This is a genomic window from Acinetobacter sp. Ac8, from assembly GCF_055392545.1.
On the sequence record NZ_AP043689.1, the window covers coordinates 842069 to 855405 of the forward strand.

At 30.9% G+C, this 13337-nt stretch carries 11 protein-coding genes; 4 read left to right on the plus strand and 7 right to left on the minus strand.

All coding sequences use genetic code 11. The features are described 5' to 3' along the window. Nucleotides 1–274: 274 nt before the first annotated feature. The 6 genes from ACZ5QH_RS04010 to ACZ5QH_RS04035 form a co-directional block, all read right to left on the minus strand. A complete protein-coding gene (locus ACZ5QH_RS04010) occupies nt 275–2305 on the minus strand; it encodes a TniQ family protein (RefSeq protein ID WP_303578066.1) in 2031 nt (676 codons plus the stop codon). 3 nt (nt 2306–2308) lie between these two features. Then, a complete protein-coding gene (locus tag ACZ5QH_RS04015) occupies nt 2309–3247 on the minus strand; it encodes a TniB family NTP-binding protein (RefSeq protein WP_303578065.1) in 939 nt (312 codons plus the stop codon). Continuing rightward, on the minus strand, nt 3240–5129 hold the full coding sequence (locus ACZ5QH_RS04020) for a DDE-type integrase/transposase/recombinase (RefSeq protein ID WP_464016771.1): 1890 nt from the start codon (nt 5127–5129) through the stop codon (nt 3240–3242). The genes ACZ5QH_RS04015 and ACZ5QH_RS04020 overlap by 8 nt, the downstream gene beginning before the upstream one ends. Before the next feature lie 2 nt (nt 5130–5131). After that, nucleotides 5132–5803: a TnsA endonuclease N-terminal domain-containing protein gene (locus tag ACZ5QH_RS04025; RefSeq protein WP_303578133.1), complete on the minus strand. Its 672-nt coding sequence runs from the start codon at nt 5801–5803 to the stop codon at nt 5132–5134. Nucleotides 5804–5979: 176 nt separating this feature from the next. Beyond that, nucleotides 5980–6174 (minus strand): helix-turn-helix domain-containing protein, encoded by a 195-nt coding sequence (locus tag ACZ5QH_RS04030; protein WP_303578132.1) that lies wholly within the window; start codon nt 6172–6174, stop codon nt 5980–5982. Between the two features lie 168 nt (nt 6175–6342). Further along, on the minus strand, nt 6343–6822 hold the full coding sequence (locus ACZ5QH_RS04035; protein ID WP_303578131.1) for a hypothetical protein: 480 nt from the start codon (nt 6820–6822) through the stop codon (nt 6343–6345). A gap of 92 nt (nt 6823–6914) precedes the next feature. Between ACZ5QH_RS04035 and ACZ5QH_RS04040 the strand changes: the two genes are divergently transcribed. The 4 genes from ACZ5QH_RS04040 to ACZ5QH_RS04055 all read left to right on the plus strand — a co-directional run bounded on the left by ACZ5QH_RS04040 (nt 6915) and on the right by ACZ5QH_RS04055 (nt 12127). Beyond that, nucleotides 6915–7121: a helix-turn-helix domain-containing protein gene (locus ACZ5QH_RS04040; protein WP_111035174.1), complete on the plus strand. Its 207-nt coding sequence runs from the start codon at nt 6915–6917 to the stop codon at nt 7119–7121. A gap of 201 nt (nt 7122–7322) precedes the next feature. After that, complete coding sequence (locus tag ACZ5QH_RS04045; protein WP_303578130.1) at nt 7323–7493, plus strand: acetyltransferase; 171 nt, start codon at nt 7323–7325, stop codon at nt 7491–7493. 187 nt (nt 7494–7680) lie between these two features. After that, nucleotides 7681–10671: a DEAD/DEAH box helicase gene (locus ACZ5QH_RS04050; RefSeq protein ID WP_065993695.1), complete on the plus strand. Its 2991-nt coding sequence runs from the start codon at nt 7681–7683 to the stop codon at nt 10669–10671. Between the two features lie 166 nt (nt 10672–10837). Continuing rightward, entirely contained in the window at nt 10838–12127 is a 1290-nt protein-coding gene (locus ACZ5QH_RS04055; RefSeq protein WP_464016772.1) for a hypothetical protein, read from the plus strand. On the opposite strand, the gene ACZ5QH_RS04060 is transcribed toward ACZ5QH_RS04055, so the two are convergent. Then, nucleotides 12078–13243, minus strand: a protein-coding gene (locus tag ACZ5QH_RS04060) for an IS3-like element ISAba21 family transposase (RefSeq protein ID WP_085947552.1) whose coding sequence is annotated in 2 segments (ribosomal slippage) — nt 12078–12985 and nt 12985–13243 — 1167 coding nt in all. Because the reading frame shifts where the segments join, the coding sequence is not laid out codon by codon here. The genes ACZ5QH_RS04055 and ACZ5QH_RS04060 overlap by 50 nt on opposite strands. Nucleotides 13244–13337: the final 94 nt, after the last annotated feature.

A 13337-nucleotide genomic window follows, 5' to 3' on the forward strand; every position in this document is an offset into this window, starting at 1 on the left:
GGTAATAATCAGATTTTAATTGTTTAATTCTATTTCACATTAATTATTGAGTTAATAATAAAAAATCCGACATTAAGTCGGATTTTTTATTTCAGTGTCATTACATGTGTCGCGTAATGTCGTTACATGTGTCGTAAATGTCAACTTATGTGTCGCGTGACGTCAACCAGTAAATGACAGATAATGTGAGATTGATTTTTTTAATTATATCAATAGCTTTTAATTTCTTGTGACATATGATCTGAGCTACTTTTGACACATAAGTTAAGATTTTCTAAGAATCTTTGACACATAAGTTAAGATTTTTCTCACTACGTTGATTTCCATAACCTGTGTTAAGCAAATTTTCTACATCCTTTATTTTAAATAACCTTATTGAGTAATGATGATTGCCATAAAAATATGGTTTGATTAATCCGCGCGTCACTAAATTCGTAATATGCGTTCGATGCATGTCTAGATAACTAGTAGCTTCAGAGGCTGTGAAAAATTCTTTTTTTATTTCTACCACCTGATTGAATTGTTTTTTAGAGAATGATCGCCAATAACCAATAGTTCTTATTGTTAAGAAACCGGTCATAATCCAACTTTTCTGTAGCTGACTGAAAGTACAATTTAGAGTTCTGAGCACTTCATCTAACTCAATAAAAGAAGGATCGTTCTTTTGTTGTAGTAGTTTATTAACACTGCTTATTGGAATACGGTAAGGGCGTGATTCTAGATCTTCGACTTGAATCCACTTATGATGAATTAATTGGGCTACTTGCAATGATGAAATGCTCAAAAGCTCAGCTGCTTCATTTAAACTTATAAAATTATTATTTTTATACTTAAATGTAGTATTTTTTTTATTACGCCTGCGATTGTTTTTATATGTCGTTATTTTTTCAATTATATCTTTAGTTAAATAGCTAACTGAACTTCTATTATAGTAAGCAGGATAAGTTTTATCACTATCAATTGGGTTGATATTTAAACTTGAAAGTTTATCTCTTAAAGTAAATACTGAAACATCTAAAGTCCTAGCAAGAGAACTTAAAAAAATATAATTTTTATTGAATTTATCAACAAATTCCCTCTCAAGACAAAGTTGCATAGAGCGATTGATATATTTTTTGGTTGCAGGAATGGTTGGAATTTTAAGAAATAAACGTGTATTACCAATATTAATATCAAGTATTTTCATGATTTCGTTAATAGTATAATAGTGATTGGATTCATCTTCTAAGGTTGGTGGACGGTTATACTTATATGTGCCATTGATATTTTCTTTTTCATAAATAAGCCAGTCCTCAAGGATTTCTATAGTGAAATTAGTTTTATCGCTATTGATAAATTGCTCATGATATAGAATTCCGGCCTTTAATCTTTTATTAAATGACACGAAAGTTATCCCAAGTATATGAATAACATCATTTTTATTAAAATTAATTTTACTTGGTTGAGATGATTTATTATTATAATTACTAAAATGTGATTTAAATTTATTTACAATATTTCTAAATCTAGATTTATTTCTTGAAAATGGTAGTATTTGAATTTGAGGATGAGCATAATCTAAATTATTCTCGATTTCTTTGATAAATATAGATGTAAATCTTTCTTCATTATAGAAATATTCATAACATAATTTTAAAATATAAGAATAGTTTGCTGTAATTTCTAAATTGGAAAAATATTCAATTAATGCTATCCATATATCAAAAAATATTCCAACAAAATTTTCTTCAGCTGAATTTAGTTTTTCTATGAACCAGCTGTTAGTATTCATATTTTCAGGGGCAGATGGTTCTATCTGGCTTTTTCGAATATCAAAATCGCAATTTGAACATTCAAATAATGATCTTCGATTTGTTTGTAATGGATTGAGGCATTCTGGACAGTTGCTTATTAAATTAACTTGATGATCTGGACAAATTAAGAGAGGGGTTAATAACCACTTTTTTTTCCAATATCCATTTTTATCTAAGCAAATTGGACAGAACTTATTCAATCCAATGGTAAGCAGTTTAGGTTGAATTATTTGATTATCATTCCAAAAAAAATATTGAGAAGTTGGAGGAACTTTTTTTATGACTAATTCTAATAAATCATATGAAAGATCTAGCCGTTCTATGATTTGTTTGAATTTATTTTCGTCAGTAAATATAGAATCATATGATAATTTATAAACTGGAATGCCTACACTATTTAGCATTTGTTTTGGCGATTGATAACCGTTTGAGTATGATGCTCTAAGTAGAAAGCTTGCTAAAAATTCATCACTAAACGGAATTGGTGTATGAGAAAGAGTCAGTTTTTTCATGATTTAAATTAGAATTTCAGTAATTTGAGAAGGATTGAGTTGAAAAATATTTTTTTGAGTCATTGGTTTATATAAGATGTTTTTCGAAGCATATGCTGCATGAAAGTCGCTTATTGAGACAACTAGACGATTATTATTCATCGTATTTAAGCAACTCTGATGTATAAGTTGCATAACATAAGCTTGGTAACCACTAGTCGCTAAAAATATTCTCGTGGATAGATCTTTTGAGCTAATTTCTGGATCAAATCTAATGTTAAAATTCTTTAACATATATATAGAAATTTGCTTTAAAAAAGGTATTAGTGTCGAATTTTCTGCATGTACATCTAAAGTTAGAGGGTTGAGTTTTACAACACATGAGAACCTTCGTGCTAGTTGGCTATCAATGAACAGATTGTGTTGAATATTCGGTAATCCGACTAAACATATAGATATTTTCGTTTCATCGGCTAATGTCTTGATCCAGTTCGCAACATTCTCCGAAGTCTTATTTTTTTGAGCGCTTGAGCTGTAAATGTGATGAAACTCATCAAGCATAATCAGTTGTGTTTTGCATTCTTTTAAAAGAATGCGTAATCGATAATTTAATTGCTCACTAGTACCTTTGTGGTCAGTACATCCAAGCTCTTCTAGCATTCTGATTGCTAGACTCTTGATCGTGATTGGAGATGGGACTGGAAAATAAAAAGCGGGAACAATTAACTTCTCCATATTATCTTCAATAGATTTATATGTTTTATATCTACTTCTAATAAGTTTACATATCGTTGATTTACCAACACCTCCTTCACCAAGCAATAATGAGCCGATAGGACGATTATTCAGGTAACTCATCTGCATACATTCATCAATACAGGTCAAAGCATTTGAAAAATCAGAATGGTGACAAATGAAGTTTCTTAACTTAGAGAGAACTTCAATATTTGTATTATTAGTCATCGAAATTAATCTCTTCGTAAAAAAAATCAGTTAAATCTGAATGTAAATTGTCATATGTAAGGTGAGGGACATCGTCTATATGAATATTGGATGAGCCTACATCAACTTTTTCATCATTTAGACTTGTTAGCTTTAAACGATCTTCCTGCTGTTTAATCATCAGAGGTAAATCATTTTTAACTTGTCTAAAACGTTTATTCTTCTTATTAAGTGTTTGTATTTTTAATAAGAAGTTTAAGCGTGCTAGATATAAAGTCTCTTCATTTTTGATTTCATCAGGATCAAATTTATATTTTTCACGTAAGATTTGCTTTGCTTCTAACCATTCTGCTAGAGTTAAATCTTTAGTAGCTTCTGGATAAATTGAGTCTGCTTGTATTAGGTTATTTTTATTGAAAGGATCTTGCACATAAATAGAGCTCAGGTCTAATTGATTAACATAAATGGTAACTTTCTCTTTAAAATTAAAGCCTAATGTGGCGAGTGCTTGCGATTTATATCTTAGACCTTTTAAGTTAATTTGGCCTTTGTTGATTTTATATCGAAAAACTGTCCGACATTTTCTTTCTATTTCTAGTTCAGGAATAGTTAGAACAGGAAATCTTTTAGATGCTTCTCTCCACATTTTTTCAGGTCTTTGCTGTGTACTGGAATGAACTCTTTTATGGTAAATATTCTCAATCCACTCATTAACTAAATCTCTCAATGTATCAAGTGTATAACACGCATTTCCAACAGAGTCATAATCTCCCCGATGCAGAGGTGATGAATACGTAGTACCTCTTAGTTTATGGATAACACTTTCATTAAGTGATTTAAAAAAACTTTCAATATGCGCTTTATTATTTGGGGTGTATGGTTGTGATTCTGACTTTGTAATATTGAAGCTATTACAAAAATTGGCAAGCGCATTATTATTGAACTCGCAGCCATTATCTGGAATTATTACCGTTGGAAGACCTCCTGTTAAACCATGATGAGGTCTCATTAACATGCTTTTAAGAACTAATAATGTTTTTGTTGCGGAAGGTGGAAGCATACATAAGTGCCACCCGACGATTGCGCGTGTATAAACATCTATTGCAATGCAAAGCTGCGGTCTACCAAGCACGTGTCCATTTTTATCTAATATAATACAATCGATTTCGTGGGTATCCATCTGGACTATTGCAAGTAAACTAGAGGATATTAAGCTTTGACCTGAAGCCTTAAAAATTCTATTTGCTTCTTTTGTGCCTTTTTTGTTTTTAACTACGAGATAAGGATCTAACTGCTTAAAACGCCTATATATAGTTCGTTTGGATGGAATCTTTGTATTTGTATCAAGTGATAAGATTCGATCTTTAATAATTAAGTACGCATCACTTGGACTGAAACTTTCTCTCTCTTTAATAAAATTCAAAATGACTTCATTAATAATTTTCTCAACTTCAATTGAAAATCTAAGACTTTTATTTCCACCAGTTTCTTGATAAAAATCGTGAAATGAATCTGATTTGTCTCGGTATATTTTTATATATTTTGCAAGCGTACTTGCAGATATTTCCCTAAGATCAGGATTTTCTTTAATTATATTTTTAATTGCAAGTTTCAACTTCCTATTTGAACATGGGATTTGTTTTGAAAAAATGTAGTTAAGATACTTAAAAATTTCTTCAATTGTCAGAGCTTTGTTTTTGTGAAATTGCGGAATGCTTAAATTAGTGAACTTTACGTCTCTATTTGAAATCTTTTGAATTAAATCATCTTTTGTTATGAAGTACATATTTCCATTGATAAAATTTGAGTATCGAATGATATCTTGTTCTATATAACATATCTCATAAAATTCATCTTTATATGTGATACGGTCACCAATATTTATACTAAGTTTATTTCTCATAATTAAATTCCTAAAATTTTTTTATAAAAAATAAAATAATCAGCAATCATTGGGTCTAAATTATTTAAATTCATTAAAATATATAAATCATTTTTACATTTAAAATTTGAATCTTTAATAATGATTTCAGATTTTTTTAAATCAGATTTATTTAATATTTTATGATTTGCTCGTTGATAACTTATGTTCAGAAAAATATAATCTTGTTTTGATAAGAGAGTAGTACGATCAAAAACTCTAAAATTTATATTGTACTTATTTAAAATTTCTTTGGCTAATTTAAACCTTGAGCTATTTCTTTCTGAGATTGTTTTTAAATTAGGTTTTATTTCATGAACTTCAAATCCATTTGCTGTTTTGACAATAAAATCAGGAATAATAAAATGTTGATCACTAATAAAAATTTGAACTGCTTGTGTTCGATACTGAAGTATATTTTCATCACGCTCTAGACTTATTGCATGAGCAAGTTCTAAATTGCTTTCAAGACAGATGAGTCCTCCATTTTTTGCACTTGGAAAAAGTGAAACACGACTACCAATGCGTGATTTTATTCTACGCGAACCGATGAATTTTGATGATACATGTGTTTGTTTTCGAAAAGCATCTTCAAATTTTTCCTGTAAATTTTGATTAAGATGCTCTAATTTTTGTTCTAAATAGCTTGATTGCATTACTGTTCTCACATTTTTTTGGATGAGATAAAACGCTGAGCAATTTTGATTTTATTGCTCAAGGCTTGACGTAACATTGCAATCAAGAGATACTAAAAACACCACATTGTTAGTGATCTCTGGATTGCAAACATGGTAAAGCGGATTCTATGAGTCCGCTTTATTTTTTTCTTAAGTCATTCTTCTTTCTCCTCCGGAATTAATCCCAGCGCGATCGCAATTCGTTTGCTTTCACCGCGTGTTGGTAAACGATTTGTATTTAGAATTCTATATACTAAATCTCTTGAAAAATTATGTTTTAAGCTCCAATCAGAAATACTCATTTCTAACTGTTCAAACTCTTTCTTTATCTGAAATCTAGTCTTTTCCATAGTGATAATAATAAGAATAATTTGTTTAAACTTAAGATTTTTTTTAGTTTTTATCAAGTGTTTTTTTTGATTTATTATAAAAATTTAAAAGATTAATTAATGTTATTTTTTATTTATTAGTTTTTTATATTTATTATTATTTAATGTTTTTTGATTGTTTTTTATTTTTTAATAAGTGCAGTGTTGTAGGTTTTTAATAATATCTATGATTATTTCTTTCTCATTATTAAGTTTATTAATATTTTTTTTAATTAAAGAAATATAATTATTGAAACAAAAATCAATAGTATTGATATTTTTCTTGATTATCTCTATATCTTTGATTTTACTATTTTTTATTATAATTTCTAATTGTAGTTCTTCTAATCGTTTTTCTAATGTTTCTTTTGCTTTTTTCTCGCAGTGATATTGCCTAAATTTAGCCAATTTTTGTGTTTCTGAGTAGAGTTTTTCATTATCTTCATAATGAATAATTAGATATTCATAATAAACTAACTCTTTGATTAAAGAGTACGTTTGTTGCTGAATTGAATCGGAATTTGGATTGATTTCTTGCCAAATTCGCTTTGGTCTAAATGCAAACAAAAGTGAATCATTTTCTATAATTTTTAGAAAACTCTCTTTGAGTGGATGATTGAATTCATTCATGGAGGCAGAGCATAATTTTAAAAGAGGATTATAATCCGTGGATGTTTAATCCTCAAATAGTGATAGTTCTGTTTTTTGAGCAATTGATTCAAATGACAGAGTTGGCAATAGCGATAGGTCAAAACATACGCAAAGCTAGGAAAGAGAAAGACCTTTCACAAGAAAAATTAGCATTGATGTGCGAACTTGATAGAAGCTATCTGGGGCGCATAGAAAGAGGAGAAGTAAATATAACGGTTTTAAAACTATATGAAATATCGAAAGTTTTAGAGGTTGATATTCGAATTTTGCTTGTCTAATTCAAGATATACGATTTTATAGTTAGAAATTAGAATAATTTTTCTGATAATAGTCGGATGAGAATACTTATTGTTAATCTTTTGAACTATATTGGTTGTATACAGGCTCATATTTTTATTTATGATTTTTTTAGAGGAAAGTTTAATTTATTATGAGTTTTTAGAATAAGCGACTATATAGTTAGTATCTATGAGATTTATATGGAAAATTCAGTTAAAAAATATGGCGTTAAAATAGTTTCTCGTCCGAAAATAAAGGCTTCTAAAAAGCTTGATTTAAATGGTAAAGAGGGAGAGAAAATTGTTGAATATGAAACGAAATTGCTTCTAATTCGCCATAAAAAAGCATTCGAACGTTTGGCTGATTTATAGTGTATTTCTTCAAATACCTATATGTTGTAGTTAATTCTTAATTATTTATGAAAAATATAGACTTATAAAAAAATTCATCCCAATTAAATATAATATTTATATGATGGTTTCCCCCCCGATTTCTTGTCTAAAAACATTAAATGTGTTAAAGAAATACGAAATATAATTTTTTATAAAGTGAGTTTATATGGGGCAATTAGAAGAGTTTAAAGTAGGGAAAAGTACGATAACTAAGCTGTCATTCAATGATCATGAGCACTCACCCGATTCAGTTTTTAAATCATGGTTGAAGTCTAATTTGATTTTTATTGAAGAAAATCAAGCTTTAGGAGTTATTGGACTTAGACCACCACAATTAGGTGGAATATTTGCAGCTCTGGGCTATGAAAAATCTGATGAGAAAAATGCAGCGACAATTGTTATGCCAACGGGCACAGGTAAAACTGAAACGATTCTATCAATTGTAGTAGCCGGTAAGTTTAAAAAAACTCTTGTTATTGTTCCATCAGATGCCCTACGAGAGCAGACAAAAACTAAGTTTGTTGAACTTGGTTTATTAAGAGAATTAGGTCTAGTTACGAATGATATTCTTAATCCAGTAGTTTCAACTATCAAACATGGGATTACTAATACGGAAGAATTATCCAAAATATTAAATGCTAATGTTTTAATAGCATCTGCGGCTTCATTATCAAAATTTTCAAAAGAATTTTTTGATAAGCTTACTAGTGAATGTACACATTTAATAGTTGACGAGGCTCATCATGTAACGGCTTCTACTTGGGCAAGGATTAAATCACAATTTAGAGATAAATCAGTCTTTCAATTTACAGCCACTCCATTCCGAAGTGATGGTTCAAGGGTAGAAGGAAAAATAATATTCAATTACCCTTTAAAACGGGCACAAGAGGAAGGATATTTCAAACCTATCATTTTTCATCCTGTACGAGAATTTGTTGAAGAAAAATCGGATGAGGCGATAGCTAAGCAAGCTATATTGTTATTAAGAGAAGATTTAGAAAATGGGTTAGATCACATAGTTATGGCTAGAGCTTCATCTATGAAGCGAGCTAAAGATATCTTCAGTATATATTCGAAAGAAACAGATCTTAAACCTGTATTAATAGATAGTAAAACTAAGAAGAAAGCAGAAGTTCTTAAAGCAATTAGAAATAGAGAACATAAGATCATCGTATGTGTAAATATGCTTGGAGAGGGATTCGATCTTCCTCAGTTGAAAATTTCAGCCATTCATGACCCCCATAAAAGTATCAATGTAATGCTCCAATTTACGGGTAGATTTACAAGAACGACTAAGAATGTTGGTGATGCCAAGTTTATTGCAAATATTGCCAATCCTAATGTCAATGAAAGTTTGGAAGAACTTTATAAAGAAGATTCAGACTGGAATACAGTAATTAGCAGTATTAGCTCTAGAAAAATTAAAAATGAAAAAGAGTATCAAGCATTTCGAGAGGAATTTTCTGAACCTAGTAAATTATTAGATTTAGGATTAACTCCGAGTATAAGTACTACTATTTATAAGATGAAGTTTGCTAAATGGAAGCCAGAGCGGTTTAGTGAGTTTGGGAATAAACAGTTTCAGATCGTAGATTCAGTAATTAATGACGAACAGGATACATTGATTTTTTCTGTTAAGTCTTATCTACCCGTAGGCTGGACAAGTTCTAAGGAGCTTTTTGATGAATCATGGGATTTATATATTGCTTTCTATGACAAGGATACAGATTTACTTTTTATCCATTCCTCTTCGAAAGATGGATTAGTCAAGAGATTAATGCAACTAATCGCGGAAGATGCTATTCAGATCAAAGGAGAATATATATTTAGAGCATTGGCTCATTTAAAAAGATTAAAGCTTCAAAATGTTGGTCTTAATAAAAATAAGAAGGGGCTACGTTATTCCATGCATACGGGAACAGAAATTAATGATCAAATTCCCGACATAGAGGCAAATAGAGCAACTAAATCGAATATTTTTGGTAAAGGGTATGAAAATGGTCAGCTTGTAAGTATTGGCTGTTCATATAAAGGTAAAATTTGGGCAATGGATAGTGATTCTTTAGACCAGTGGGTAGCATGGTGCAAAGGAGTGGGTACTAAAATACTAGACGATACTATTAATACAAATGATGTTATGAAAACAGCCATGCAAACTGAGGAGTTGGAAGAGTTTCCAAATGTTCAGGTACTTGCTGTTGAATGGCCAATAGAAATTCTTAGAAAAAATGAATCGAAAATAATTGTTAAAACGACTAAATGGCAAGAATCATTAATAAATTGTGACCTAATTTTTAGTGATGAGCAGAATTTAGATCTGAAAGAGCTTAAGTTCTGTTTAAGAACACAATATGGACTTAGTAAAATTTCCATGAGGATTAAAAGTCGTGGAGAAGTAGTCTTCCATTCAGAAGATAGTCTGGAGATCAAAATAGGCGAACAATTATATTCAATTGCTGAGTTCTTTGAGGAAAATCCTCCGACGCTCTTTTTGAGAGATACTTCAATAATCGATGGTGGTTTTAGATATTACCCTAATGATAATTATGCTTACAAATATGACATTAATAATACGGAAGACTGGGACTGGCAGGGTGTTGATATATCCGTTGAATCACAAACAGAAAGTAAGCTAAAGCATTCAATTCAATATTCTACGATTAACAAAGTTATGAATGACTATGATTTTATTTTTGATGATGATGGCGCAGGTGAAATTGCTGATATCGTCGCAATAAAGAATATTGATGATAATAAACTAATCATAGACTTATTCCATTGTAAATATTGTTCTAAAAAAGATGGAGTAGCTAAACCAGGTGCGAGAATTGATGATGTATACCAAGTTGTAGGGCAAGCAGAAAAAAGTGTTAAGTGGTTTGCAGATAAAGAAAGATTAATTTTGCGTTTAATGGAAAGAGAACGAGATCGTTTGAGCCAAGGTAAAGCTTCTAGAATCGATAAAGGAAAGTTCGAGGACTTAATCAACTTAGCAAAAATTGCAAGGTATGCTGACTTTCAGCTAGGTATTGCTATTGTTCAACCTGCAATTTCCAAAAAGAAAATTTCTGATGATCAATTGACTGTGATTGGTGCTACGGCAGCATATATAGATGAAATTAGTGGTGTAAAGCTACGAGTAATAATTAACCAATAATATTTTTTAGCTCAATTATTTTATTATTAACGGATTGATTGGTGACCAAAAAAATTGTCACCAATCTAACTCAAAGGTGTCTATAAAATTAGTGGCTATTCAATAATTGATTTAAAATCTATGTAAGTTATTATAAATTAAATAAAATTTTAATATTTGGTGTGTGATGCAATATTCAAAAGAGTTTTCTGCCAAAGAGTTTTTAAAAGATAGAAGACCAGAAGAGTTTTCTAGCTCTATTGTAGTTGAATCTGGAACACTGGATCGGGTTCAGTTAGAGCATTATCTAGCTACACTTAATATACGTAGCCAAGAACTAGAATTTGAAACATTTGCAAAAAAAATATGTGAAAAGATTATTTGTCCAAATCTTTTGGAGCAAACAGGACCTGTTGCTGGTGGTGATGGAAAAACAGATACTCAAACATTTCCTGTATCATCACAGAACCAATTATTGTGGTATGAGGGGGTGAATGAGGGAGCTCACAAGGAGCGTTGGGCGTTTGCTGTAAGCACCCAAAAAGATTGGAAATCCAAGTGTAAAAAAGATGTTAAAAAAATTATCGAAACAGATAGAGGCTATTTAAAAATATTTTGTATAACCAATCAATCAATTAAAGCTGATCAAAGAAGCAAACTAGAAGATGAATTAAATAAGCAATATTCAATAGATATACGTATTTTGGATTTAAGTTGGATATTAGATCAAATTTATAAGAATCAGTTAGAGTTTCTAGCAATTGCTACACTAAGTATTCCTACATCTTATAAACGGGAAATTGAGTTAAGTGCTGATGATTATCAGAAACAAAAAGAATTAGATAGACTTAATAAGCTCATTAAAGAAACAGTGGATCCATCTAAGATTTCATTGGAGCAAGTAGATTATTTCCTAGAGGTAGCTATTTTGAGTAAGGAATTAGAATTAGCTATAATTAATACTCAGGGTCTATTTGATAGGGCTATACGAGTTGCCAAGAAGTTCGGCACATCGAATCAACAATTAGAAGCTTATTATCAGTATGCTTGGGCTGCTCATTGGTGGTTTGAAGATTATTCAATATTTGAGGATAACTTAGAGCTAACCTTTGAAAGTCTCAATGGTAATACAAACTCAGAAAGTTGGGAAAAGCTAGTAAATTTATTAACAATTTACTATGGAAGATATAGTTACTCAGACGATATACAGCGCAATGTAGATATAGACAATATTTGTCAACATACCATCAGCGTATTGGATGAGATATCAAAAGATGAAAGTCGTCCAAGTAATTCATTGATGGCATCTATTCACTTAGATTTATTACAATTAATTTTTAAATTCCAAGATGATGAATATTGCAAAGAATTATTAATAAGAACTCTGATATGTGCTGAATTAGCAGGAGACTTTCACTTGGGATATGCTAGGCAGCTAACCGATAAAAGTTCTCTGCTATTTGATTTGGCGTTTTAAAATCCAAACTCTTTTGAATTCTTCGCTGATTATAAAATAACACAATGTATTTTGTAATATCTGCTTTAGCTTCATCTCTGGTTTTATAGTTGCAATGATGCACTAATTCATTCTTGAGTATGCCCCAGAAACTTTCAATCGGTGCATTATCGTAACAGTCCCCACGTTTGCTCATTGAACCTTGAAAATCACATTTTTCCAGTATCTTTCGATATTCATGGCTGCAATATTGGCTGCCTCTGTCCGAATGAATAATTAAGCCTTTCGTTGGTTTTTGATTACGAATCGCCATAGTCAGTGCATTGCAAACAAGTTGTGCGGTCATACGCTCATTTAAGCTATAGCCAACCACTTGTTTCGTGTACAGGTCTTTTACTGCTGCCAAGTATAACCAACCTTCAGCAGTCCAAATGTATGTAATATCGCTTGACCATGCAAGATTGGGCTTAGTCATTGAAAACTGTTGCTCTAGTAAATTTGCGTAGATCGCTCGATTATGATCACTCTTCGTAGTTCTTTTGAAACGCTTATGACGCTTACAATACAGCTGGTTGAGCTTTTTTATTTGACGTACAGCATACGTACTGATTTTGATACCTTGCGCTTGTAAATGCTTAGTTAATCGAATATAGCCATAGCTTTGTTTAGTTTCCTCATGAGCTATTTTGACCAAAATTGTCTGTTGATTTCGCTGAACCAATCTTTTATTCATGCCTCGTTTTAGCCAATCATAAAATCGTGACACTGAAACGTGAAGTAATCTAGCCATAAAGCTAATCGGGAATAAATATCTTTGCTGTTTCATATAGGCGTACCTTACTGACTTTCTTTCGCAAAGTACGCTGCTGCCTTTTTTAGAAATTCACGTTCCATTTCAGCTGTTTTGAGCTGTTGTTTGAGCTTTTTATTTTCTTCGAGTAAGGCATTTAGATCAGGTGAATATTGTTTAGTGCCTGCTAAGGTGCCAGTCTTTGCTTTATTATTCCAATTTGAAAGAGTTTGCATTGAAATGCCAAGTTGTCTGGCTGTTTCCGATACATTGCCTTGATTGGCTTCAATCAATTTTATTGCTTCAACTTTAAATTCTGCGGTGTAAGTCTTCTGTTTCTTGCTCATGGTAAACTCCTGATGAGTGTCTATAGTTTACCAAGTTAAAACCTCCTGTTTTCTCAGCACACATCACTCTGAAAAATTGTCAATTAGGAAGTAA

Excerpts from the sequence above, each read along its gene's own strand:
- ACZ5QH_RS04020 (WP_464016771.1), bottom strand. The coding sequence starts at position 5,129 with ATGAGAAATAAACTTAGTATAAATATTGGTGACCGTATCACATATAAA.
- ACZ5QH_RS04055 (WP_464016772.1), top strand. The coding sequence starts at position 10,838 with ATGCAATATTCAAAAGAGTTTTCTGCCAAAGAGTTTTTAAAAGATAGA.
- ACZ5QH_RS04045 (WP_303578130.1), top strand. The coding sequence starts at position 7,323 with ATGGAAAATTCAGTTAAAAAATATGGCGTTAAAATAGTTTCTCGTCCG.
- ACZ5QH_RS04030 (WP_303578132.1), bottom strand. The coding sequence starts at position 6,174 with ATGGAAAAGACTAGATTTCAGATAAAGAAAGAGTTTGAACAGTTAGAA.
- ACZ5QH_RS04040 (WP_111035174.1), top strand. The coding sequence starts at position 6,915 with ATGACAGAGTTGGCAATAGCGATAGGTCAAAACATACGCAAAGCTAGG.
- ACZ5QH_RS04050 (WP_065993695.1), top strand. The coding sequence starts at position 7,681 with ATGGGGCAATTAGAAGAGTTTAAAGTAGGGAAAAGTACGATAACTAAG.
- ACZ5QH_RS04010 (WP_303578066.1), bottom strand. The coding sequence starts at position 2,305 with ATGAAAAAACTGACTCTTTCTCATACACCAATTCCGTTTAGTGATGAA.
- ACZ5QH_RS04025 (WP_303578133.1), bottom strand. The coding sequence starts at position 5,803 with ATGCAATCAAGCTATTTAGAACAAAAATTAGAGCATCTTAATCAAAAT.
- ACZ5QH_RS04015 (WP_303578065.1), bottom strand. The coding sequence starts at position 3,247 with ATGACTAATAATACAAATATTGAAGTTCTCTCTAAGTTAAGAAACTTC.
- ACZ5QH_RS04035 (WP_303578131.1), bottom strand. The coding sequence starts at position 6,822 with ATGAATGAATTCAATCATCCACTCAAAGAGAGTTTTCTAAAAATTATA.